Annotated in this window: 22 protein-coding genes; 8 read left to right on the forward strand and 14 right to left on the reverse strand. The window is 52.7% G+C overall.

Annotated features, from left to right (window positions below; all coding sequences use genetic code 11):
• Positions 1–230: 230 nt before the first annotated feature.
• Entirely contained in the window at positions 231–485 is a 255-nt protein-coding gene (locus NC856_RS03175; RefSeq protein WP_264089377.1) for a hypothetical protein, read from the reverse strand.
• Positions 486–728: 243 nt separating this feature from the next.
• On the opposite strand from NC856_RS03175, the gene NC856_RS03180 reads away from it, so the two are divergent.
• Complete coding sequence (locus NC856_RS03180) at positions 729–2,273, forward strand: carboxylesterase/lipase family protein (protein WP_264088995.1); 1,545 nt, start codon at positions 729–731, stop codon at positions 2,271–2,273.
• Between the two features lie 512 nt (positions 2,274–2,785).
• Here NC856_RS03180 and patD read toward each other — a convergent pair.
• Both patD and NC856_RS03190 read right to left on the reverse strand, forming a co-directional pair.
• Complete coding sequence (patD, locus tag NC856_RS03185; protein WP_264088996.1) at positions 2,786–4,210, reverse strand: aminobutyraldehyde dehydrogenase; 1,425 nt, start codon at positions 4,208–4,210, stop codon at positions 2,786–2,788.
• A 118-nt stretch (positions 4,211–4,328) separates the two neighbouring features.
• Positions 4,329–4,487 (reverse strand): hypothetical protein, encoded by a 159-nt coding sequence (locus NC856_RS03190; protein ID WP_264088997.1) that lies wholly within the window; start codon positions 4,485–4,487, stop codon positions 4,329–4,331.
• An 834-nt stretch (positions 4,488–5,321) separates the two neighbouring features.
• Between NC856_RS03190 and NC856_RS03195 the strand changes: the two genes are divergently transcribed.
• Complete coding sequence (locus NC856_RS03195) at positions 5,322–6,662, forward strand: anaerobic C4-dicarboxylate transporter (protein WP_264088998.1); 1,341 nt, start codon at positions 5,322–5,324, stop codon at positions 6,660–6,662.
• A gap of 94 nt (positions 6,663–6,756) precedes the next feature.
• Here NC856_RS03195 and gltP read toward each other — a convergent pair whose 3' ends face one another.
• Together gltP and NC856_RS03205 are read right to left on the reverse strand one after the other, a co-directional pair.
• On the reverse strand, positions 6,757–8,067 hold the full coding sequence (gene gltP / locus NC856_RS03200; protein WP_264088999.1) for a glutamate/aspartate:proton symporter GltP: 1,311 nt from the start codon (positions 8,065–8,067) through the stop codon (positions 6,757–6,759).
• Between the two features lie 333 nt (positions 8,068–8,400).
• Positions 8,401–9,345 (reverse strand): AEC family transporter, encoded by a 945-nt coding sequence (locus NC856_RS03205; protein ID WP_264089000.1) that lies wholly within the window; start codon positions 9,343–9,345, stop codon positions 8,401–8,403.
• A 661-nt stretch (positions 9,346–10,006) separates the two neighbouring features.
• Between NC856_RS03205 and NC856_RS03210 the strand changes: the two genes are divergently transcribed.
• Positions 10,007–10,975, forward strand: coding sequence for a DMT family transporter (locus tag NC856_RS03210; protein WP_264089001.1), 969 nt, complete (start codon positions 10,007–10,009; stop codon positions 10,973–10,975).
• A gap of 64 nt (positions 10,976–11,039) precedes the next feature.
• Here the strand turns inward: NC856_RS03210 and NC856_RS03215 are convergent, their stop codons facing one another.
• The 9 genes from NC856_RS03215 to NC856_RS03255 all read right to left on the reverse strand — a co-directional run bounded on the left by NC856_RS03215 (position 11,040) and on the right by NC856_RS03255 (position 19,503).
• Complete coding sequence (locus NC856_RS03215) at positions 11,040–11,540, reverse strand: TlpA family protein disulfide reductase (protein WP_264089002.1); 501 nt, start codon at positions 11,538–11,540, stop codon at positions 11,040–11,042.
• On the reverse strand, positions 11,527–12,234 hold the full coding sequence (locus NC856_RS03220) for an ABC transporter ATP-binding protein (protein WP_264089003.1): 708 nt from the start codon (positions 12,232–12,234) through the stop codon (positions 11,527–11,529). Before NC856_RS03220 ends, NC856_RS03215 begins: the two co-directional genes overlap by 14 nt.
• A 4-nt stretch (positions 12,235–12,238) precedes the next feature.
• Entirely contained in the window at positions 12,239–13,351 is a 1,113-nt protein-coding gene (locus NC856_RS03225) for an ABC transporter permease (RefSeq protein ID WP_264089354.1), read from the reverse strand.
• Between the two features lie 16 nt (positions 13,352–13,367).
• Positions 13,368–14,657 carry an ABC transporter permease gene (locus NC856_RS03230; RefSeq protein ID WP_264089004.1) on the reverse strand — a complete coding sequence of 430 codons (1,290 nt, stop codon included), beginning with the start codon at positions 14,655–14,657 and terminating at the stop codon, positions 13,368–13,370.
• 2 nt (positions 14,658–14,659) lie between these two features.
• Positions 14,660–16,057 carry a Fe-S-containing protein gene (locus tag NC856_RS03235; RefSeq protein ID WP_264089005.1) on the reverse strand — a complete coding sequence of 466 codons (1,398 nt, stop codon included), beginning with the start codon at positions 16,055–16,057 and terminating at the stop codon, positions 14,660–14,662.
• 182 nt (positions 16,058–16,239) lie between these two features.
• Entirely contained in the window at positions 16,240–16,767 is a 528-nt protein-coding gene (locus tag NC856_RS03240; RefSeq protein WP_264089006.1) for an iron transporter, read from the reverse strand.
• Between the two features lie 117 nt (positions 16,768–16,884).
• Positions 16,885–18,795 carry an FTR1 family iron permease gene (locus tag NC856_RS03245; RefSeq protein ID WP_264089355.1) on the reverse strand — a complete coding sequence of 637 codons (1,911 nt, stop codon included), beginning with the start codon at positions 18,793–18,795 and terminating at the stop codon, positions 16,885–16,887.
• A gap of 87 nt (positions 18,796–18,882) precedes the next feature.
• Positions 18,883–19,152, reverse strand: coding sequence for a hydrogenase maturation factor HybG (gene hybG / locus NC856_RS03250; protein WP_264089007.1), 270 nt, complete (start codon positions 19,150–19,152; stop codon positions 18,883–18,885).
• Positions 19,153–19,257: 105 nt separating this feature from the next.
• The gene (locus NC856_RS03255; protein WP_264089008.1) at positions 19,258–19,503 is read right to left on the reverse strand and encodes a hypothetical protein; all 246 of its coding nucleotides are present in this window, start codon (positions 19,501–19,503) and stop codon (positions 19,258–19,260) included.
• 31 nt (positions 19,504–19,534) lie between these two features.
• On the opposite strand from NC856_RS03255, the gene NC856_RS03260 reads away from it, so the two are divergent.
• Genes NC856_RS03260 through hyfE form a run of 5 tightly spaced genes read left to right on the forward strand, consistent with a single transcriptional unit; the run spans position 19,535 to position 25,304 of the window.
• Positions 19,535–20,161 (forward strand): 4Fe-4S dicluster domain-containing protein, encoded by a 627-nt coding sequence (locus tag NC856_RS03260; protein ID WP_264089009.1) that lies wholly within the window; start codon positions 19,535–19,537, stop codon positions 20,159–20,161.
• Positions 20,158–22,176, forward strand: a complete 2,019-nt coding sequence (gene hyfB / locus NC856_RS03265) for a hydrogenase 4 subunit B (protein ID WP_264089010.1) — start codon at positions 20,158–20,160, stop codon at positions 22,174–22,176. Before NC856_RS03260 ends, hyfB begins: the two co-directional genes overlap by 4 nt.
• A 10-nt stretch (positions 22,177–22,186) precedes the next feature.
• Complete coding sequence (locus tag NC856_RS03270) at positions 22,187–23,158, forward strand: respiratory chain complex I subunit 1 family protein (RefSeq protein ID WP_318841720.1); 972 nt, start codon at positions 22,187–22,189, stop codon at positions 23,156–23,158.
• A gap of 16 nt (positions 23,159–23,174) precedes the next feature.
• Positions 23,175–24,629: a hydrogenase 4 subunit D gene (locus NC856_RS03275; protein ID WP_318841719.1), complete on the forward strand. Its 1,455-nt coding sequence runs from the start codon at positions 23,175–23,177 to the stop codon at positions 24,627–24,629.
• Positions 24,630–24,638: 9 nt separating this feature from the next.
• On the forward strand, positions 24,639–25,304 hold the full coding sequence (gene hyfE / locus NC856_RS03280; RefSeq protein WP_264089011.1) for a hydrogenase 4 membrane subunit: 666 nt from the start codon (positions 24,639–24,641) through the stop codon (positions 25,302–25,304).
• Positions 25,305–25,306: the final 2 nt, after the last annotated feature.

Below are 25,306 nucleotides of genomic sequence, written 5' to 3' on the forward strand. Positions count from 1 at the left end.
ACTCAGGAACCAAACAGCGCGAAAAATTTAGCGACCTGCGATTGGAAAAATAAGGGGATGAGACAAGATGCATCACTCTTCACAATCGTTATTTTCAAAAGCATTCTGATTATAGAAGATATTAAAAAGACAGTGAGGAAGGCTGACAATAAATTCAGATGCTACGGAAACAAATAAATGGCAAGCAAATAGTTTATCCCCGCGTCATCATCCTTGCGGTAAAGCAACGGTTAGCGCGAACTTTTTGCCGCCATAATCTCGTTCATCACGCTACCGGCATACTCTTGCAGCGTTTCGGCTTCCACTTTCATCACCGGCTCAAGAGTCACCGGATTCGTGCGTTTAACCGCATCGCGGAAGCCGAAAGAAGCCGAAAATAGAACAGGATGCGCTCTGTCTGTGGTGGTGATTTTACCTGCATTGAGATGAGCGGAAATGCCAATATTACGATAGCGTTCTATGGCGTTGTGCGGGCCATACAACATCCTTAATGAATGAAAATCGTGCCTGGCTACTCGATTTGATACCGGCTGACAGCCTGGTAAAATTGTACGAGTATATACGAACAATATATCCAGCTAACTTCTTTCTACAGCATAGTTGTCATATCAAATTAAACCACTTATCCCGCACATTACAGAGCGTGGCTGATAGATAAAAAGCGAACCTGCCAGCATGGTATTACACTATGCAGGGCATTTTTTTCTGGCACCAGAAGGATCAAACATATGCATAAGACACTAACCGCCAGCCTGCTATTATTGATAACCGCCGCCGGCCAATCCGCAACGGCAAACCAGCCACAGGTTACCCTGGACAGCGGCCCTATCGTGGGCGCTTCAGCCCAGGGCGTAGATACCTTTAAAGGTATTCCGTTTGCTGCGCCGCCAATCGGCGAGCTACGTTGGCAGCCGCCGCAACCGGTAAAAAGCTGGACGGAGCCCCTAGCTAGCGTCGCATACGGCAAAGATTGCATGCAGAAGCCATTTCCCGGCGATGCCGCGCCTCCTGGCGTCGGACTTAGCGAAGACTGCCTGACCATCAACGTATGGCGACCAGCAGACGCCAAAGGCCCGCTACCCGTGATGGTGTGGATTTACGGCGGTGGTTTCGTCAATGGCGGCGCATCGCCAGCGATTTATTCAGGTCAGGCCTTTGCCCGTCAGGGTATCGTCTTCGTCAGTTTCAACTATCGGGTTGGCCGTTTTGGTTTTTTTGCCCACCCGTCGCTGGCCGACCAACCGCTACGCGGCAACTATGGATTAATGGACCAAATTGCCGCCCTGAAATGGGTACAGCGAAACATTTCGGCATTTAATGGCGATCCACAGAATGTGACCCTCTTTGGCGAATCCGCGGGCGGTTTCTCCGTCGGCTCGCTGCTTACCACCGATTTAGCCAAGGGGCTATTTCAAAAAGCCATTATTGAATCAGGCTCCGGCCGGTACAACCTGGTGCCGCAACAGAGTTGGCAACATGCTGAGCAAGCCGGTATCGCTTTTGCCAACGCAAATGGCATCAGCGGTAACGATGAAACGGCATTGGCGGCGTTGCGTCAGATCCCGGCTGATAGCGTGGTCAATGGCCTGAATATGGCGACGATGATGTCTGTGGATTACTCCGGCCCGATGACAGACGGCAAACTGATTACCGGCGAACCGCAAGACCTTTACCGTCAGGGCGCATTCCAGCAGGTGCCGCTGATGATTGGCGTCACAGATGACGATATCGGTTTTCCCCCACAAGTCACGACGCTGGATGAGGCCGTGACCGATTTTGCCGACAGCCAGCGTCAAAAAGCGCTTCAGGCTTATCACGGCATGTCGCCTCAGGCGGTCGCCACCGCAATTGCCAGCGATCGTTTTATGGTGGAACCCGCTCGTTTTGTCGCCCGCATCTGGGAGAATGCCGCCATACCGGTCTGGCAATTCCGTTTTGGTTATGTCGCCGAAAGTATGCGTGCGCAATGGCCTGCCGCCGTGCACGCCAGCGAAATCCCTTATGTATTTAATACGCTGACTGCCCGTTATGGCGATAACGTTACCGCAAGCGATCAAGCTGTTGCCCAGCAAATGCATCAGTATTGGGTGAATTTTGCCCGGAGCGGAAATCCCAATGCCGCAGGCTTACCGACCTGGAATCGCTATAACAGCCAGCAGGATAACATTCTGCTTATTCCAGCGGCGGGCGCCGCAAGCACCAAAGAAATCGCCGACCCCTGGAAAACGCGTCTTGACCTGATTGAGACATTGGCGCAGAGCGGCGCCGATTAATCCATCGTTCAGCGCCTGCTGAGAACACTCTAGCGGGTTGAGGTGTGCGTATGGTCTGCACAAAATGAACGCCTTGTTAACGGATATCACGCGATATCCGTTTAATTCACGCACATAACACGCCAATCACCCGCTAAAAACCAATTAAATATTAAAATCCAACATAACTAATAAAATAGGAATAAAAATTAAATAATAGAAAATGATCGGGATGAAAATCTGGTGATACCGGGTATAGCGGAATGGAGAGAACAGGGTAAGAGAGTAATGCTCTTTTTTCGCTCGCATTGGGTCATGCTGGTACTGTGGGTTTTCAAAACGCTTTTCGCTCATCTATCAGGTGATTTCAGTGCTATTTTTCGCGCCAACGAAAGCGGTTTTCATACATATCAGTGACGCCACAGGACAAGGCGCGCCTTGTCCTGTGGCTTCTGAGAGAGAAAAATGTCCTTATCCCATGAATTTCCCTGAGCCGATATAAAATGGAAATGATTTAGGCACTAAATTTTCACTTAATGTCGGATCATAATGTGCCGCACAATCGTGTAATCCTCCAGCCCATAAATCGACATATCTTTTCCGTAACCAGACAACTTCTGCCCGCCATGTGGCATTTCACTGACCAGCATAAAGTGGGTATTGACCCAGGTGCAGCCATATTGCAAGCTCGCGGCAAGGCGATGAGCGCGACCTATATCCCGCGTCCACACGGACGAGGCCAACCCATAATGAGACGCATTGGCCCAACCGACTACCTGTGCCTCATCGTCGAATGGCGTAATGGAAATCACCGGCCCGAACACCTCTTTCTGTACGATCTCATCTTCCTGACGCGCCCCCGCCAGCACCGTCGGCTGGAAATAATATCCCGCGCCTTTGACTCGCTCTCCGCCAGTCACCACCGTTATGTGCGGCAGTGCTTTGGCGCGCTCGACAAATCCCGCCACTCTTTCCAACTGTTGTTCGGTGATCAACGGGCCAAGCTCGGTGGTTTCATCCTGCGGATCGCCCATATTCAGGGTAGCCACAGCTTTGCCCAGAGCATCAACCACATCGTCATAAATGCCCTGCTGCACATACAGACGGCAAGCGGCGGTACAATCCTGTCCGGCATTATAGAAACCAAAGCTGCGAATGCCATCGACCACCTGATCGATATCCGCATCATCAAACACAATCACCGGCGCCTTGCCCCCCAGTTCCATATGGGTGCGTTTCACACTGGACGCGGTATGGGAAAGAATGTGCGCGCCGGTGGCAATTGAGCCGGTCAGCGACACCATCCGCACCTGTTCATGCCCGGTCAGGGCATCACCAATATCCGCCCCGCGTCCGAACAAGATATTAACGACCCCGGCAGGCAGAATATCGGCCAGCAGGTGTGCTAAATAAAAGGTAGTCAGCGGCGTCTGTTCCGCGGGTTTCAACACCACGCAGTTTCCCGCCGCCAGCGCCGGCGCCAGTTTCCACGCCGCCATCATCAGCGGATAATTCCACGGCGCAATCGACGCCACGACGCCGACCGGATCACGCCGGATCATCGACGTATGCCCTTCCAGATACTCGCCTGCCGCCGATCCGTTCAAACAGCGCGCAGCACCGGCAAAAAAACGAAATACATCCGCCACTGCCGGGATCTCATCATTCAGCGCCGCATAATAAGGCTTACCACAGTTGAGTGATTCAAGACGGGCAAACGCCTCGGCATGCGCTTCGATGGCGTCGGCAATTTGCAGCAACAAAACAGAACGCGTTTTGGGCGTGGTTTGTCCCCATTGTGCAAATGCCGCATCCGCCGCTTTTACCGCTGCATCAACCTGGTGCAGATCCGCCTGCGCGATCGAAGCAATCTCTTCGCCATTGGCCGGATTAAACACCGCCAGCGCCTCGCCCTGCCCCGCAACCAGCTTCCCCTCAATGAGCAATTTGTCATGCATAACGCTTTCCTTATCAACAGAAAATGACTGGTATTTGCAGATAGACCAAACTTCTGCAAACTATTTACATGCAAAATATACGCCACTTTTCACCATTAACGTCAGCATTCATCTGGTTTTATGGTGTTTTTCCTGACTCATTTTGCGTTTGTATCACCGCCTGCCGCGCTTCTTCGGCCAGTTCTTCAATCTCCTCATCGGTAAGTTGATTAGAAGCTTCATGCACTTTGGCAAGCCCTTCGCTGACAGTTACGTCTTTCGGATCCTGTTTGGTCATAGCCTTTCCTCACGATTTAATTAATAAGCCTGCAAATATAAGTGTAGTCGAAGAGAAAATTCCGTTTGTTTCTGTTGGCAAAAATGATGTGGACGCCTTGTGGTTTATCCGTCTGGAAGCATGGCAATCCATCACAGGCTAGCGTGGGAGGTTTATCGTCCGTCTGCATTTTTATATGGATTGACGATAAAATATATTCTAAAAAATTTTATAGAAATATTATTTTAATAACTTAAAACACTATAAAACCATATAATTAAAATGTCAGACTAAAAAAATAAAAATAAAGAAAAACGGCAGTTTAAGACAAAAAAGCACGGTGAAAATCGATCACTATGATTGCCGAAGACCACCTTAAAGCGGCAATTATTGACATTCGATGACAAAAGGGATTCAAATTTATAATTTCTTAAAAATATCTTTTAAAAACATAATGATAAAATAACAATGCACATTGAAAAGTAATTTTTAATCCAAAAAACCGGCTTAAAAATCTCATAAATAAAACCTAACCAACCCAAATAGAAAACCAACCTTCAACAAAAATAACACAACAATTCAATGTATGAATAATATCTCACACATCCATTAACCTCATTATTAACCCATTGAATTTAAATTACATTAAATAACTAATTTTACAATTAAATAACTAAATAAATCAATCAACAATAATTATTGCGACCTACTTCCTTTATTTCAAGTAAAAAAAAGAAACCTAAAAATTAATAGATTTAGATCAAGAAAATTAATAACAAACAATTCATATAGTACCCGCGACGACGGTAAGCCAACTTAATTAATTAACTCGTCATTTTGAGCAATGGGGTATCTATGGATTTTATCATTCAGTTAGCTATTGTACTGATCTGCCTTTTCTACGGTGCGCGAAAAGGAGGGATCGCTCTGGGGTTATTAGGCGGTATCGGACTCGTCATTCTGGTATTCGTCTTTAAACTTCAACCAGGCAAGCCACCAGTCGACGTTATGCTGGTAATCATCGCCGTTGTAGCCGCATCAGCGACGCTTCAGGCTTCAGGGGGTCTGGATGTGATGTTGCAAATCGCTGAACGACTGCTGCGCCGTAATCCGAAATATGTATCAATTATTGCGCCGTTCGTTACCTGTATCCTGACCATCCTGTGCGGCACCGGCCACGTGGTGTATACCATTCTGCCGATTATTTATGATGTCGCCATCAAAAATAATATCCGTCCTGAAAGACCGATGGCGGCCAGTTCCATCGGCGCGCAAATGGGGGTTATCGCCAGTCCGGTATCGGTTGCCGTGGTGTCACTGGTCGCTATGCTGGCGAACTTTACCTTCAACGGTAAGCATCTGGGCTTCCTTGATCTGCTATCCATCACCATTCCTTCGACGCTGATCGGGATCCTGGCAATCGGGATTTTCAGTTGGTTCAGAGGTAAGGATCTGGATAAGGATCAGGACTTCCAGAACTTCATCGCCAATCCTGAAAACAGACATTACGTCTATGGCGATACCGCCACGCTGCTGGATAAAAAACTGCCGCGCAGCAACTGGGTGGCAATGTGGATCTTCCTGGCGACAATCGCCGCGGTCGCCATTCTCGGCGCGGTGGATGAATTACGTCCATCCTTCTCCGGCAAACCGCTGTCCATGGTGCTGGTTATCCAGATGTTTATGCTGTTTTCCGGCGCGCTGATTATCATGGTGACCAAGACCAATCCGTCTTCCATCTCCAAGAATGAGGTCTTCCGCTCCGGGATGATTGCCATCGTCGCCGTTTATGGTATTGCATGGATGGCGGAAACCATGTTTGGCGCGCATTTGGAAGAGATCAAGTCGACGCTGGGATCCATGGTCAAAGAGTACCCCTGGGCCTACGCGGTTATTCTGCTGCTGGTATCCAAGTTCGTTAACTCGCAGGCTGCGGCGCTGGCGGCAATTGTACCGGTCGCGTTGGCTATCGGCGTTAACCCGGCTTATATCGTTGCATCGGCCCCGGCCTGCTATGGTTATTATATTCTGCCAACCTACCCAAGCGATCTGGCAGCCATTCAGTTCGACCGTTCAGGTACAACAAAAATTGGTCGTTTCGTTATCAACCACAGCTTTATTCTGCCAGGCCTGATCGGGGTGGGTACATCCTGTGTCTTCGGCTGGATACTTGCTGCAATGTACGGTTTCCTGTAACACTGAAGTGCTTCATGACAAAACCGTTCGGGCAACCGAACGGTTTTTTTGCCTGACTTTATTTACCGTGTACCATGCGCACAAAATATCATTCTTACGAAACTATTTCGATGTGTACGCCCTTCAGGTTGCGTTCATAAGCCTGTGCTTTTTTCTCGTCAAACTGATGTTCCCACTTGGCGATAACCAGTACCGCCAGCGCGTTACCGACGACATTCAGCGCGGTACGCGCCATATCAAGAATTCGATCGACTCCGGCGATAAATGCCAGCCCTTCCAGCGGGATGCCCACACTGCCAAGCGTCGCCAACAGTACGACAAAAGATACTCCCGGCACGCCGGCAATCCCTTTTGACGTCAGCATCAACGTCAACACCAGCACGATTTCCTGCCCAATGGACAATTCAATGCCATATAACTGGGCGATAAAGATCGCGGCGATACTTTGGTAAAGTGTGGAACCATCAAGGTTAAAAGAATAACCGGTCGGCACAACAAAACTGGTGATCGCTTTCGGTGCGCCGTAAGCTTCCATTTTTTCGATAATACGCGGCAATACCGTTTCGGAACTGGCGGTGGAATACGAAAGGATCAGTTCATCTTTCAGGATGCGGATCAGCACGGTAATGCGCAGTTTGCACAACCGCGCCACGCTACCCAATACCACCAGGGCGAAAAATAAAATCGAGGCATAAACCAGGATCACCAGTTTCGCTAACGGCCACAGTGAAGCAAAACCAAAGTTAGCCACCGTCACCGATATCAGGGCGAATACCCCCACCGGCGCATAACGCATGATCATATGCGTTACTTTAAACATGGTTTCGGATACGCCGCGAAATACATTCAGCAGCGGCTCGCGATGTTCTTTGGGTAAAGAAGACAAACCCAGCCCGAACAGCACCGAGAAGAAAATGATCGGCAGCATATCTCCTCTGACCAGCGCCGCAAAGATATTGGGCGGGATTAACGACAACACGGTACTTACCAGACTATGCGAGCCACTTTGCACCTGTTCGGTCGTTTTTTCATACTGCGAGATATCAACGGTGGTCAACAGTGACATATCAATGCCCTGTCCAGGTTGAAATACATTGGCCAGCGTGATGCCAAGAATAATAGCTATCGTGGTGATGACTTCAAAATAAATGATGGTTTTCAGACCGATACGACCGAGCTTTTTTGCATCGCCCACACCTGCGATACCGACGATCAGCGTGGCGATAACAATCGGCACCACAATCATTTTGATCAGACGAATAAAGATATCGCCTGCGGGACTCAGAATATTCGTGATAAGCCATTGGCGGCTCTCTGCCTGTTCGTGCAACACAGCACCAAGCGCAATACCAAGGATCAATGCGATGAGGATTTGCCAGGCAAGGCTGACTTTCTGTTTTTTCATAGTGATTTTCCGTTTTACAACTCCCGCCATGAACGAATGGCGATGCGCAAATTCCGGCTCAAGGTAAGCCGTAAAATGAACATGGAGACAACATGTTAGATGCAATGTCAGCGATATTTTTCCCTACCAGCGCGCAGCAATGAATCACATAATCATTCAATAAAAACGCGCAAGCATTTGTATCTAAAGACAAAACACCAAACATAAGTTATTGTTATGCGGAGGGATGCTACTATTCCCCTACAGTGAGATCAAGAGGATGATGACAGGTGTCGGCGATGTTACCCGGCGTCTCTCGTCTGCCGGGTAACCAGGGGACAAGGGCTATTAATGCTAGGTCATCATAAAGATCACCAGGCCTTCAGTGAAAATCCCAAGCGCGGTGCCAATCAATATTGAGGAAGACGCGGACTCTACATAGGTGTCGCTACGTACCGCAAACATGCCAGCGGCGATGGCGGACGGCGTCGCGCCGATAATCACCACCTGTTGCATCAAGGTTGGACTCAATCCGAATGCCACGCCAGCCGCAGCCATTATTGCCGGTTGTACCAGGTTTTTCAGACTGATATTGGTGAAGGTATGCCGGTTGAATTTCGGACTTTCACCATAAAACAGCAAACCTAGCGCAAACAGTGAAATTCCTCCGGCAGTTTTACCCATGGTATCAATCGATGAATACAGTAGTTCTGGAATTTTCACTCCCATCAAGCTGAGCACCACCCCCAGAATAGGTATCCATACAATCGGATTGCGCGCCGCTTTAAACAGATTTTTCAGGATCATAACGCCCAGGCTCTCCTGATTCGCGGCATCCTTGTCGCTGTCGCCCATACGGATCAGCACAATCGTCAGCGGGATCATGAACACGCTGGTGATCAGGTTGCCGATCAATACCCCCAGGAATCCTTCGGGGCCAATGAGCACAGCAAGAACCGGTGCGCCAAAATAAGCCATATCAGGAAAAGCGCACACCAGCGACTGAATGGCGCCAGTTTTAATATCATGACGAAAAACAAAACGGGAAATGCACAACGTCAACAGATAAGAGCCCATCAGACCGATGAACAGCACCGCCATGAAAGAGAAGTTTTTAATTTTCTCCGGGTCGGTATTTAACGCGCCGATAAACAGATGCAGCGGCAAAGCAAAACGAATAACCACGGTCGCTAACACGCCGGCGTCTTCGCGTTTCATGTAGTTTAATTTTCCACTAAGCCATCCCATGATCATAATAAAAACTAACGGAAACAAAGATGATAATAATAATGAAGACATAAAAACCTTTATTTTATCTATGTATAAGAAAATGTATTTTTTATCTTTTTTAAAAAATCTGTTGTGATTATCATCACATGATTTTTTTATATTTAATTTTCAATAATTAATAAACACAAAACAAACTAAGATAAGGAATTAATAAAAATTAAAACTACCGTATTAGTTAATATATTTATATAAATAATATTTTCTCGAACGTTCTTTATTTAACCAATGAGCATCAATTTCAGTAAATAATTGCACTAAACGCCTTTTTGCTTGATTTTCATACCAAAAAGATATCCGGGTCAGCGCCATCTGCCGTGTCAACCTGCTCAACGTTATTTTCAGTCCGATCTTTCCATTTATTCTATTATTTGTTTTTTCATTTCCCTCACATCCGTATATTAAAAAACCCCATAAAGAAATTAACAAATAAATAAGAACACGCCAGCTAAAGACCAAATTGCAACGCGATCACTTTTATACTCGTCATACTTAAAGTGGCAGGTGCGTTGGCCGCATTCAAGCATCGGCGATCTATCGCGCAGAGGACAAAAAAACGTATTCGCCTGCCTGTTATCCCATCGGGTTGAGCGGGTATACTTCAGGTAAACAGGTAAAGGGTGGATAGCAACGCCAAACCCTACCAACAACGCAATAACTGATGGATGTTACAATGCTGACCGGCATACTGTTCGCCCTCTCCGCAGGGCTAATGTGGGGATTGATTTTTGTAGGCCCGCTCATTGTGCCGGAATATCCGGCGGCCTTGCAATCAACCGGGCGCTATCTGGCTTTCGGATTGATCGCATTGCCGCTGGCCTGGCTGGATCGCCACCGGCTGCGTCAATTAAGTCGTCAGGACTGGATGGAAGCGCTGAAGCTCACGGCTGTCGGCAACGTGCTGTATTACTTCTGCCTGGCCAGCGCCATTCAGCGCACCGGCGCGCCGGTTTCAACCATGATTATCGGCACATTGCCGGTGGTGATTGCAGTGAGCGCCAATCTGCTTTACGGCAAACGCGATGGACGAATCGCCTGGCGGCGGCTTGCGCCGGGTTTGATACTGATTATCATCGGGCTGATTTGCGTCAATCTCGCTGAGTGGCAAGGTTCGCAAGCGCCATTGGATGTTTGGCGTTATTTAAGCGGTATTGCGCTGGCATTTATTTCAGTCGTCTGCTGGACCTGGTATCCGTTGCGTAACGCCCGCTGGTTACGTGAGCACGCGGATAAGCCCCCCACCACCTGGGCTACGGCGCAAGGTTTAGTCACCTTACCGTTAGCGATGCTGGGTTATCTGTTGGTGTGCGTTTATCTCGCGCTGGCCCGCGAAGAATTCGCGCTGCCCTTCGGCCCACGTCCGACGGTATTTATCCCGCTGATGATCGTCATAGGGCTGTTTTGCTCATGGCTGGGGACGCTGTGCTGGAACGAAGCCAGCCAACGTTTGCCAACGGTACTGATAGGGCCGATGATCGTTTTCGAGACGCTAGCCGCTCTGACATATACGTTTATAGTGCGCCAGACCTGGCCGCCGCTACTCACGCTGTGTGGCGCGGGCTTGCTGATCGTCGGCGTGATTTATGCCATACGGATTAAACCACGCCCGGTGATCGTGCCGGTGGTGGTTGCAGGGAAATAAACGCCGGAGAACGGTGGCGCTTCGCACAAGGACAGATACTGACAAAAGCGTGTCTGAAAATCACTTACACGCCGCGCGCCAGTTGTGCAAACAGTGAAGCCAACTGCGCCTCATTTCTCATGCCCTGATGCTGTTGGGTGACTTTGCCGTTGGCGTCGATAACAAACGAGGTTGGCGTCCCGATAACCTTATAGCGCTCTTTGGTGATCCCCAATTGGTCGCGAACCACCGGATAAGTGATACGCTGCTCCGCCAGCAAGCGGGAAATATCCACGCTGTCGGGATCAGTATTCACTGCCACCACCACCACTTTATCGCCATAGTTCTTACTGAGTTTCTCCAGCGTCCCCATCTCCGCCAGACAACCGCCGCAGCCCGAAGACCAGAAGTTCAGATACACGTTTTTCCCCTGCCAGCGGGATAAATCCACCGGCTGTCCGGCTGTATCATAAACCGCCAGCGCCGGCGCTTGAGCGCCCACGCTCACCTGTTCTTCTTTACAACCGCCGAGCAATGCCAGCGCTCCCAACAGGCAAAGCGCCTTAAGGTAATTACGCCATAGCATGATGATTAATCTCCTCACCTAAATACTTGCCGTGCTGTAAACGGATAATACGATCAGCAAACCTCCCAAGTTCCGGGTTATGCGTCACCATCACAATCGTGCGTCCCTGACGGTGCAAATCCTTCAACAGATCCAATACCCGCTGCTCGTTCTCTTCATCCAGATTCCCTGTCGGTTCATCGGCGAAAATAACCGGCGGCTCATTCACCAGCGCACGAGCAATACACACGCGCTGTTGCTCCCCGCCGGAGAGTTGGCTGGGCAGATGATCCACGCGATGTTCCAGCCCAACCTGCTCCAGCACACGCCGCGCCGCCGCTTCATCCACAATGCTATGGTAATGCTGGGCCAGCATGATATTTTCCAACGCCGTCAAAAAAGGGATCAAATGGAACTGCTGAAAAACCAGACCAATTTTGTCCGCCCTGAATTTGCGCCGTCCCTCTTCATCCAGCGCCGCGGCATCAATACCGTCCAACAGCACCTGACCATCACTCACTGTATCCAGACAGGTAAGAATGTTCATCAGCGTCGTCTTGCCTGAACCGGAAGCGCCCATAATGGCGACGAACTCGCCGCGGGCGATGCGAATATTGATATTCTCCAGCGCGGTAACCTGACCAAAACATTTATAAAGCCGGCGCGTTTCAATCACCGCCTCTTCCGCGGCTTGAACCTGTATGTCTGAGGACATCGTACTACTCTCCTTTTAACACTTTGGCTGGTTCGACATGAATCGCCCGTCGGGTAGGCACAATGGCCGCCACCGCCGCCACCAGCAGAGAAAGCACCAGCGTTAATGGGAATACCGGCGCGCGCAATGAAATGGTGGCGTTAAATACCGCCATCCCCAGCACCTGCGCCAGCAGGTAACCCAGCAGTGAACCGCATACCACCGCCGCCAGCGCGATAATGCCGGTTTCCGCCAGCATCTGACGGATAATATCCCGTCCGCTGGCGCCCAGCGCTTTCTGTAACGCGAATTCGCGTGAACGTTCACCCACAATCGCCATCAGCGTCGTGTTGACACACAGCGACGACAACACCAGAATGACCACGGAAACCAGCCCCATCAGCCCTTTGATCTTGTCCAGCACCTGACCTTCCGAAGCGGAGACTTTAAGAATCGGCCGGATTTCCAACTGCGGATATTGCTGCCGCAAGCGGGCGGCGAATTGATCAACCTGCCCCAGATCGTTACTGACGCTAAGCAGCGCGTTACTGATCGTTCCGGCTTTATCCAGCCACTTCTGCGCCAGCGCCAGGCTTACAATCAACATATTGTCGGTGGCGTCGCCGGACTCGACAATGCCTTTAATCTGCAACCGCTGTCTGCCGCCATCGCCCACCAGCGTGATGCTGTCGCCCACTTTAACGTTCAGACGTTCCGCCAGCTTGACGCCGATCATCGCATTGCGATCATCAAAGCTGACGCCGATCCAGTTGCCGGTAACCTGCCAGTAAGGAGCAAGCGGACGTAGCGACTCAAACCACACGCCCATCAGAACCACTTTTTCCAATTCCGTGCGCGCCATCCCGTACAGATAAGGGCTGGCGGCATTGATCAAACCCGCCGGGGCGTTTTCAACAATCGGCTGAAAAGTACTTTGCGGCAGCGAATTTCCCCGCGCCGGGCCGATATAAAAATTGGCCCCGAAGGTGCGCAGTTCCTGACTCATTTTGGCATTGATATCGAAATAGACGGCGGACATGGCCGTCACGATGGCCGCGCCGACGGTCAGCGCGGCAAACACCACGCTGACCCGTTGCATACGCAATCGCAACGCCCGTAGCACCAGCCGCCAGAACATTCCGTTCATCCATGAATTAGCGGCCATACAGCACCTCCACTGGATAAAGCCTGGCGATACGGCGCGCCGGGAACCAGGTGCCGACCACTGCAATCAGCATGGAAATCACCAGCACGCAAGGAATGACGATCCAGGCAAAACTGAGCGGAATACCAAATAACATCAGGCCAATGGCCTTTGCCAGCCCCCATCCCGCCACGCAGCCTGCCAGCCCGCCAACCAGTCCGCTCAATACCGCCTCCAGATAGAACAACAACATAATCTGCCATTGCCGCGCGCCAAGCGCTTTCATCAGGCCAATTTCCGTGGCCCGTTCCATGATGGTGCTGGTCATCAACGAGGCGATCCCCATTGCTGCGGCGATCAGCGCGGCACAGGTGACGACCGCCAGCAAAAGTTGAATTTTGTCGATCACCACCCCTTCGGATGCCGCCACCTGCCAGATAGGACGCACCACCGAACCGGAAATCGCCTCTTCCAGTTGATGCGCAATAGAGGAAACATACGCGGTGCAGTACCAGAGGTCATACTCTTCTGCATTCAATGCATCCAGATTTTCACGCGCCCGACGCGAGAGTTCATTCTCCGGCACGGTCAGCGCCGACACGCGGATCGCCTGTATTTTCCCTTCCAGCCGCAGCAACGCCTGAACCGCCGCCAACGGCATGACCAGACGGCTTTCTTCGTCGCCGCCGCTGGTAAGAATACCGCTGATGCGCACCGTTGTTTCGCCCTTTGGTCCACGCAACCGCACTTCCTTTCCCACCAGCCAGCCATTCTGCTGCGCCAGTTGCTTACCCGCCAGCGCCTCCACCGGCTTGCCTGGCGTAACCGGCTCCAACGGCCACGCGCCCGCCACCTGCCAGTAAGGGCTGACCGTCATCTGTCCGGTGCGGTAATCCTCTTCATCCGGCACCGCGACGGGCTGAGAAAAAAAGGTGCCCAATACCGCGATCGGCTGGCCGTTGATCTCCATATCGCCGCTCAGCAACGGCGCAAACCCGACAATATTGTTACGCCAAAAAATATCCTTGATGTTGGGCAGTTCCGATTCATCCAGAAAATCCTGACCGTCGAGCGGATTGCTGCGCTCGCCAAACAGCGCGGGCAGCGCCGCCTGTCCCGCCGGTTCAATCAGGATATTCGCGCCATACGACTTTAATTCACGCGCCATTTTATCGCCGATATCGATCGAGACCGCCAGCAGTGCCGAAATCAACCCCGCCGCCAGAAATACTGTCAGCACCGCCAGCGATTTACGCCGGATATTTCTGCGCCAGGATTGACGTAACATGCGCCATAACATGGTTATTCCCCTTCCGCGGGATCGTCAGCCGCTGCTCTTGAAGCAACATATTCGCCGGGGCTTGCACGGAATCGGTTGTAGTTCGCTTCCGTCGAGAAGAAATAGGTTTTGCCTGCGTAACGATACTTATATTCCGCTTTCACGTTGGTGAGTTTTGAACCATCCACGGGATCAACAACATCCATAGCAACGATGGTGCTGAAATAGTTCGTCCCCGCCGCCAGCGAAGCCTGACTAATCACCAGTTCCTTCTCATCATTGCTCCAGCCTTCGATCGGCACCGGGTTACAGCCGCCGGCCTTACCGATGGAGGGAATGAAAATATGCACGTCGCAGGCCACGCAAATCACCTGATTGCCGTCCATCACATAACCTTGATCGCCGCACAGCAGACAGGCGTCAAACACCACACCCAGCCGCAGACGATCCGGGTAGCGATTGATGACGAAAAAACGCACGGCCTTGCCGTCATCCGCTATCCAGACGAAACGATGCAGTTTGCCGTCACGCACCTGTTCAAGAGGAATATGCACCTTGCCGTCCGCCGCCATCGTCACCGGCAACGCCTCCGATAATCGCGGCGGCTGTGACGCCACTTTGTCCCAGTAAAGCTGACTCACCAGCACCACCAACAGCGCAGCCAGCATCGCCAGCACGGTACGAAGCGTATTGCGATATGTCGCGGTTGCCTTGCGTTTCTCAATCGGATCGCTCAATTCATCCATCCGCTGGCTGGCATGCCGTAAAGGGATCAGGCAGGCGCCGGCCAATGCCGACATTAATAACGCACTGAGATAATTCAACAGATTGGCATTATTGGTGACGTGCGCGACATAGCTGAGACGCGGCCTGGTCAACCCCAGCACCTGCAATTTCATCAGCAACAGCAACAATGTGCCGCTGATCGGCAACATCAGCAACGCAACCAACAGTAACAGCAACGGCCAGCGCAATACGTTGACGCGCCGGACAATCAGGCCGCACAGCGCCGCGCTGAAAACCAGCCAGGCCAGCGCCACCACTATCGCGCTGAAATTCAGTAGTAAATCGGTGTTGAGGACGTGCGTGGTGGTCAACGCGCTCAGGTTGGGATCGCGGCCCCAATGAACCGCCGCGCCAGCCACCAGAACCGCCTGCCACAGATAACCGGCACGAAGATGAGAAGAGAATTGACTGACAAGAAACAGCAGCAGACCAATAGCCTGAATACCGGCTATCCACAGTTGAATCTGCTGTCCGTTGGGGAGTCTGGCCCCCACCATTAACCCAGCCACCAGCGACAGTATGGTTATCCATCCCAGCGGCCTGATTGCAGGCGTGGCGCGATGGCTCCAGCTTAACCCCAGCAACAATGCTATCGGCAAAAAAGCCTGTAATGTAGTAACAAAGAAATAACTCATATTCCCTTCATCTTTCAAGTTGCAGGTGCGTTGACTGCATTACCCGGCCCTTCCCTGCGCTCACCCTGGCGCACCTTGAAATCTATCGGGCATCACACGACGATATCTCAACGTTCACGCTCCCGCTCAGCCGAAGCGCAAACAAGACCGCGATGAAAAAATCATCATCACGGTCGTTTCCATTACTCTATGCCGACATATTTGAAGTCAAAACTGACATCAAACGGTTTCCACCAACGACCAACCCCGGTTTCACTATCGGTATGACGGTGCATGCCCGCTTTGGATGGCGGTTCGATGAAGTAAGTGACTTTGTAGTTGCCCACGCCCATCATTTTGATGTTGGCGCCATAGTGCGGGCCGTCGCTGGCGACCATCGGCATGAATGTGCCTTCCTGCTTGGAACCGGTATCGGTATTGGTCAGGGTATAGGCGATGGTCAGGTTCGGTACCCACTCGCCCGCGCCAAAACCATTTTTGTTGCCCTCCACCGCATGGATATCCGCTTCCAGATGGATATCGGCTTTTGCCGCGGGCAGCCCCATACCACGTGGCTCCATGTCGATTGGTTGCAGGTAAACCGCGGCAATCTCCATCTCATTGAGTGTGACTGGTTCGCCAGCCGGATATTCTTTAAACGCAAACGCCGCTGGCGCAGTGAAAATGCCCGCAATGACGGCACCCGCAATCAGACTTTTTTGCATATTCATCAAACCCATCCTCATATCATCAATGTTCCTCTGGTCTTCAAAGCCGGCAAGCTGCCTGAACCTGAAAAGCCGTCGGGTAGGTAACGGTCGTTTTTCTGCTTTGCATTACTTCCAATTTCAAATCGTCGCGGCTCTGCGTCGCATCACCCAAAGCGCAACTAATGCGGCCACTAACAGCCCCCCTTGCGGCAACAACGTTTCCACATAAGGGTATATTCCCAACCCGCTGATTTCAGGAACGCCAGTCAGCAGTGTCGGTTCAAACAGTTTTCCTTCAATCAACTCCAATACGCCTTTGCCCGCGAAGACAAACGCCATCAGATACATAAAACAACCGGTAAACATAAAGAAAGGTTTCAGCGGCAATTTGACCACGGTAAAACGCATGATCAGATAAGCGATAAGCAGAATTACACACCCAATGGCGAACCCGGCCAGAATGGAAAGGTGACCCGCCATGTTATTGGCATCCCCCACCAGCGCGTAATAGAACAGCACGGTTTCCGCGCCTTCACGGTATACCGCCAGAAAGCTGGTCAGCCATAACCCCACCAGCGAACCACTGCTCAGCGAATTCGACAGTTTGCCTTCCAGATAGGCTTTCCAGTGCCGGGCCTCCACTTTTGAAAGCAGCCAGTAACTCATAAAGAACAGCATGACAACGGCGATCAGCATGGTGACGCCTTCCAGCAATTCGCGGCTGGCGCCCGAATTAGTGAACAGCAGTTGGAAAATGACGGCGGTGACGACGCTGCACAGCAGCGCGACATAAACGGACTGACGAATCAGCGGCAGCTTATCGTGATGGTTGTTCTTCACCAGATAGGCGACAATGGCCGCCACAATCAACAGCGCCTCCAATCCTTCACGCACGATGATCAGCAAACTGTAAATCAACAGGCTCCAGTGCGTTTCCTGACCGTCCCCCAGCATGGCAACCGCCTTGGCCAAATCCTGTTGCATCGCATCCGCTTGCGCCTGTAGCTGCTCAACCGGCTGTCCGGCGCTCATCTGGCTGACCAGACGGGTGAAATAACCTTCCAGCGTGGATTTGAATGCCGCGTCTCGGGAACCGATTTTGTTCTCCATGCCGGTGGCTTCAAACACGTCAAAATATGCGTCCTGCACCGCCATGATCGCAGGCTTAACCTGTCCCTGACGGTATTTTTCCAGCGCGGCGGCAATCGCCTGATTGATATCGTTGGTAATGTTCGCCCAGTCAGCGTTGGGGATATCATCGGCGTTTGCAGCGTTATCCCCCGTCGGCGCGGCGGTGACAGGCTGGGAATCGCGGGTGGTCGGCAGCCCTGGCAGCACATCTTCGATATCCTGCAATAACGTGGTGACGCGATAAGCCACATCATTGAGGTGATTCGGCTGGCTTGCCAGCGTGATTAGCGCGGAGAATTGCTGATTGATGGACGCGGCCTGTTGCGCGGAACGATTCTGCCGCACCGACATTTCCATTTCACTGTTTTTGAATCCATCATAATGCGCCCTCTGCACGCGCTGACTAGCTTGTTTGTAATCGCCGGCCTGATAGTCGCTCATCGCCTGCGCCAGTTGATCGTCAATAATCTTGAAACTTTGCTGCCAGTACAGCGCGATATTGGCGTTGTCATAAGCGCCGTGCTGTTCCTGCGCCACCAGTTGATGACCGTCCGACAAAATGGGCAGTACAGCGGTCAGTTCGCCTTTCAACCAGTCGATTTTCGCCTCAATTTCAGCCTGCGGTTTGCCTTCGCCGATCATGCGGCGAATGTCTGCGAAGGTGGCTTCCAGTTGATAGCTTTTTTGCGCGGAGATATTAATGCGGATTGGCCCTTCAAGGTTCTCAAACACCTCAAAATAGGCCATCTGTACTTCGATACGGGCCTCGTCGGGCTTTTGCTGCTGGTAGAGTTGCGCGGTCTTATCCAGTCTGGACTGGATATCTTGAATAAAGGTGGCGTAATCCGCGGCAGCGGTTGCCGTAGTGCTGCTAAACAGCCAACACAACAACAGAACGATCTTTTGCCAGTTGAACATAAGCATGGGAATAAAGCACTAATGATAGTTATTCTTATTATCACTTTGCTAAATCAAGAAGTCTTGATATACATCACTAACCGCGCATTATTGACGCAGAAAAATTGTAACATCGTGTTCCACCTCTTCCATTTGCCGTAAAGCATCCAGTGTGGCATGAGCTTCATCCTCATCCAACCGGCTCATGGCAAACCCCACATGAACCAGCACCCACTGTCCGATCAGTTGTTCACCCTCAATGGCGTCCGCCACCAGCGCGATATTCACCTCCCGCCTGACGCCGCATACATCCACCCACGCCAATTGTTGCTCCACGTCGGCGATCGCCACCACTTTCCCAGGAATGCCTAAACACATGATGATTTTCCAGCCGCAAGATAATGAATTATTTCTCTGGCAAGAGCTAAGCAATAATTGAGCCACTTTTATTTTCTAATAGTCAAAACCATCGCTAACAGCGTGTTAATCATGACCTTCTTTACATTTTGCTTTAGGTAATTTACAGAGCATGTTGTCTTTTTTGATGATCCATGCCGCCTTAAAAAGAAACAAACAGACCGTTACCTCGTCAAAAGTGTCGATGCCACTGTCGAATCCCTCAGCGTCACCCTGCCTTTTTAATAATGCTTTCTCGCTCAATCCCTTATCCCCTGCGGCCCCGCGCACGGACTGCGTGACGTGGCACGGAATATGCTTTGACGCAGCCAACCTTAACAGACTCTCCCCGGAGGATAGGGCTATGAACCGCTTCGTCATTGCGGATCCGAAACGCTGTATCGGATGCAACACCTGTATGGCCGCCTGTACCCAGGTACATCGCCGTCAGGGATTACAAACGCATCCGCGGCTGACGGTAGAGCGTGACCTGGCAGGCACCGCCCCGGTGTTATGCCGCCATTGCGAAGATGCGCCCTGCGCCAGAGTGTGTCCGGTCAATGCCATTACGCATCAGGATCAGGCGGTGGTGCTGAACGAAAATACCTGTATCGGCTGTAAACTTTGCGCCATTGCCTGTCCCTTTGGCGCCATCACGCCCTCAGGCAGTAAACCGCTGGCCATACCGACCACCTTCCGCCAGCACATTCCGCTGGCCGAACTTTCCGACGTTCCCGTCAGTGCCGCCGCGATTCATCCTCTTCTGGCCTGGAACGTCGGCGTTCGCAGTGTCGCCGTGAAATGCGACTTGTGCGCTTTTCAGGATCAGGGGCCGGAATGCGTGCGTGTCTGCCCCACCAAGGCGCTGTTCATTATCGACGATCAACAAATCGCAAAAACCAACGCGGCGAAACATCGGCAAGCCATGACATGGCCTGCCGGCAACGCGCCTTTTCCACCCGACGAGCCGATACGGGAGAACAAATTATGATGACCTCTCTGGAATGGCTGGCGCTGGCGCTGACGCTATACTGCGCGGGCGCGATATTGTCGCTGTGTCTGTCTCGCCATGAATCGCTGGCGATCCCGCTCAGCGGCGTCAGTGCGGCGCTCGGCGGATTATGCGGCATCGCCGCGGCGCTGCCCGTTCTGCTTGGCGGGCAAGTCTTGACGACGACCTTCATCGGGCCGTTTGCCGACATCGCCCATTTAACCCTGCGACTGGACGCGCTGGCCGCTTTCATGGTGCTGGTGATTTCCCTGCTGGTGGCGGTCACCGCGCTCTACTCGTTGGCCTATTTGCGTGAGTACCGCGGACGGGCGGGCGCGCTGGGGTTCTTTATGAACCTGTTTATCGCCTCGATGGTGGCGCTGGTGGTGATCGACAATGCCTTCTACTTTATTATCCTGTTTGAAGTGATGTCGCTAAGTTCTTACTTTCTGGTCATTTCCGATCAGGATGACGAAGCCATCAATGCCGGACTGCTGTACTTTCTGATCGCGCATGCCGGTTCCGTGCTGATCATGATTGCATTCTTCCTGCTCTACCGGCACAGCGACAGCCTTGATTTCGCCGACTTCCGGCAAGCGTCGCTCTCCGCGCCTCAGGCTTCGCTCATTTTCCTGCTGGCGTTTTTTGGTTTCGGCGCCAAAGCCGGGATGTTGCCGTTACATGGCTGGCTGCCGCGCGCGCACCCGGCGGCGCCGTCTCATGCATCGGCGCTGATGTCGGGCGTGATGGTGAAAATCGGTATTTTCGGCATCATCAAAGTGGGCATTGACCTGCTGGGCGCGACGGAAATCTGGTGGGGCGTGGTGGTGGTGGCGTTTGGCGCCGTCTCGTCGGTGCTCGGCGTACTGTACGCGCTGGCGGAACACGATATAAAACGGTTGCTGGCTTATCACACCGTGGAAAATATCGGCATCATTCTGATGGGCGTCGGCGTCGGCATGATCGGCATCGCCAGCCATCATCCTCTGCTCGCGGCGCTCGGCCTGCTCGGTGGGTTGTACCACCTGCTCAATCATGCCGTGTTTAAAGGCTTGCTGTTTCTGGGCGCCGGCGCGGTGATTTATCGTCTGCACACCAAAGACATGGAGAAAATGGGCGGACTGGCGCGTTTGATGCCTTATACCTCGCTGGCGTTTCTGGTCGGTTGTATGGCGATCTCCGCGCTGCCGCCGCTAAACGGCTTCGTCAGTGAATGGTTTACCTATCAGTCGCTATTTACGCTCAGTCACGAAGGCAGTATCTCACTGCGCCTGGTCGCGCCAATCGCCATCGTGATGTTGGCGATCACCGGGGCGCTGGCCGCCATGTGTTTTGTCAAAGTGTACGGCATCAGTTTTTCCGGCGCGCCGCGCAGCGAAAAAGCGGCGCAAGCGAAAGAAGCGCCCTGGCCGATGACCGCCGCCATGTTGCTGCTGGCGTTATTGTGTCTGTTGCTCGGCGTCGGCGCCAGCGACATTGCGCCGGTTATTGCACGAGTTGCCGCCAGCCTGACTCACAGCGCCGCGCCCGCGGTAGCGCAAGGTTCGCTGGTTTTCCCCGGCGATCCCGGACAGACCTCGCTCTCCACGCCGCTTATTTTCATACTGTTGCTGGCTTTGCCGCTCCTGCCGTTGCTGCTGTATGTCGGCTGCAAAGGCGCACGGTTGCATTTCCGCCGGCGCGGTACGCCATGGGCCTGCGGCTATGCGTATGAACCCGCGATGGCCGCCTCCGCCGCCGGTTTCACTCAACCGCTGCGGGTAATGTTCTCGCCGCTTTACCGGCTGCGTAAAACGCTTGATCCCGCTCCGATGATGCAAAACGCGCTGGAGCGAACCACCCTGACCGCCGAACGGGTGGAACCATTGTGGGATAACCGCCTGGTGCTGCCGCTAGTGAGCGGGGTACGGAAAATCGGTCGGGCGGTGCAATGGATCCAGAATGGTGATTTTCGGATTTATTGCCTGTATGTCGTCGCCGCACTGGTGATCTTGCTATTGGTGACAATGGTCTGAGGAGAACAAGATGATCACTGGAAGCTCAATCCCCAACGACGCGCCGATGCTGACCACCCTGCTGCTTTGCGCCATGATTCAGGCCGTGTTCCTGCTGGCCATCGCGCCATTGATGACCGGCATGGCGAGAGTTATTCGCGCCAAGATGCACTCACGTCAGGGACCGGGCGTCTGGCAGGATTACCGCGATATTTTCAAGCTGCTGAAACGTCAGGATGTCTCCCCACAGCATGCGGGCGGGGTGTTTCGGCTGATGCCTTATATCCTGATCGGCACGATGCTGCTGGTCGCTATGACCTTGCCTATCGTGACCTGGATCTCCCCGTTCGGTTCAGGGGGCGATGTCATTACCCTGCTTTATCTGTTCGCCCTGTTCCGCTTCTTCTTTGCGCTGGCCGGATTGGATTCAGGCAGTTCATTCGCCGGTATTGGCGCCAGCCGCGAACTGACGCTCGGCATTCTGGTTGAACCAATCCTGATCCTGGCGCTGCTGGTGGTGGCGCTGATCGCCGGTTCCACCAATATCGGCAACATCAGCAGCACACTGGCCGCCCGTCCCTGGCTATCACCGACCGCCACGCTGATGGCGTTACTGGCCTGCGCATTCGCCGCCTTTATCGAAATGGGAAAAATTCCGTTTGATGTGGCGGAAGCCGAACAGGAGTTGCAGGAAGGCCCGTTGACGGAATATTCCGGGGCCGGATTAGCACTGGTGAAATGGGGCATCAGTCTGAAACAGGTGGTGGTGGCGGCGTTGTTTCTATCGATCTTCATTCCGTTCGGCAAAGCGGAAACCTTCACGCTGGCCGCCCTGTGCATCGGAACGATCGCGTTTGTCGTCAAACTGACGGTGGTGTTTTTCGTGGCGGCCATCATTGAGAACAGTCTGGCCCGCGGGCGATTCCTGCTGACAGGACACGTAACATGGCTGGGCTTTGGCGTCGCGGCGCTGGCGTTCGTTTTCTATCTTACTGGTCTATAAGGAGTAAGCATTCATCATGGAGACGGTTATCATAAAGAATGTTGCCCTTGCGACCTTGCTGCTGCCCTTCATTGGCGCCTTGTGGATCGCCGTCGCGCCGCAACGACAGGCCAAATGGTTATGCTGTCTGTTTTCTCTGCTGGCGACGCTTGGCATGGGGTGGCTGGCCGCTAACTATCTCATCGGCGGCAAAACCGATATGGTCTATACCCTGTACCGCTATGGTCAGGCGGAATTATTCGGCTTTCAGTTCGACAGACTCAGCCTGCTGATAGGTTTCGCCGTGGTGTTTCTCGGTTTGCTGGTCAGTATTTATTCAACCGGTTATATGACGCCCGGAAACCGTGAACACCCGCATGAAGGCACCAATCGTTATTATGCGTTTCTGCTGGTGTTTATTGGCGCAATGGCGGGCTTGACGCTCTCTTCAACGCTGCTGGGGCAACTGCTGTTCTTCGAAATTACCGGCGGCTGCTCCTGGGCGTTAATCGGTTATTATCAGCAGCCCAAATCCCTGCGTTCAGCGCTGAAAGCGCTACTGATTACCCACATCGCCTCAATCGGACTCTATCTGGCGGCCGCCTGGTTATTCGTCAGCACCGGCACGTTCGCGCTGAGCGCTCTGACGCAGTTGGATAGCGATGGCAAGATTATCGTGTTCGGCGGCATCCTGTTCGCCGCGTGGGGTAAATCCGCTCAGTTGCCGCTGCACATGTGGCTGCCGGACGCCATGGAAGCGCCAACGCCCGTCAGCGCTTACCTGCATGCGGCATCGATGGTGAAAGTCGGCGTCTATATCTTTGCCCGCGCGATTTTGTCAGCGGAACAAGTGCCGCACATCATTGGTGTTGTCGGCATCGTGATGGCGACCATTACACTGGTGTATGGCTTTATTCTGTATCTGCCGCAGAAAGACATGAAGCGGTTGCTCGCCTACTCCACCATCACCCAACTTTCCTACATTTTCTTTGCCTTGTCGCTGGCGATATTCGGCTCACGTATGGCATTCGACGCCGGCGTAGCCTACATCTTCAACCATGCTTTTGCTAAAAGCCTGTTTTTCCTGATAGCCGGTGCGCTCAGCTACAGTTGCGGCACCCGGATGTTGCCGAAGCTGAAAGGCATTATGCGGAAAAAGCCGTTGCTGGGCATCGGCTTTTGCGTCGCTGCGCTGGCGATTACCGGCGTGCCGCCGTTTAACGGGTTCTTCAGTAAATTCCCGTTGTTTGCCGCTGGTTTCGTCTTGTCCCGCGAATACGTCTGGCTGTTGCCGCTGCTCATTATCACGCTGATTGAATCAGTCGCCAGTTTCGCCTGGTTCCTCTACTGGTTTGGTCGCGTCGTGCCTGGCGAACCGTCCGAAGAAATTGCCGCGGCCTCGCCGGTGCCCTGGGCGATGCAGGGCGTACTAATCGTGCTGATTGTCATGTCGGTCGGCTCAAGCGTTATTGCCGCCGTCTGGCTGAGCTAAGGATGAATGATGACTGGATCCCTGATAGTGAATAACCTGATAGTAAATAATCTGGCCGGATTGCTGATCATTACCTCTCTGTTGGTGATCGCCGCTCGTCGTCCCGCGCTCTCCGCCTGCCTGTACGCGCTGCAATCGCTGGTGCTGGTGCTGATTTTTCTCTCGCTGGCCGATCTGTTGCAGGCGCAGCAACTCTACACCTGGTCGCTGACCGCGTTCATCACCAAAGTCGTGCTGGTTCCGGCCATTATGTACTGGGCTTTTCGCAAACTGGACGACCCGCTGGCCGATGGCGGCGTGGTCAGCCCAGTGATGATTATGTTGCTGGCGGCGGTGATTGTGGTGCTGTGCTACTTCGTGGTGGCGCCGGTTAAATTACCTATGGTGGCCGAACTGAAACCCGCGTTGGCCGTCTCCCTCGGTCACTTTATGATCGGCCTGCTGTGCATCGTCACCCAACGCAATATTCTCAAACAGGTTTTCGGCTACTGCCTGATGGAAAACGGCGCGCATCTGACGCTGGCGTTGCTGGCGAACCGTGCGCCGGAACTGGTGGAAATCGGCATTGCGACCGATGCGATTTTCGCGGTGATCGTGATGGCGCTGATGGCCCGTAAAATCTACCGCACGCTCCACACGCTGGATGTGCGACAACTGACAACGTTGAAAGGGTGAAG

It is taken from the genome of Brenneria izbisi, assembly GCF_025840185.1.
In the GTDB taxonomy this organism is placed as follows: Bacteria; Pseudomonadota; Gammaproteobacteria; order Enterobacterales; family Enterobacteriaceae; genus Brenneria; species Brenneria izbisi.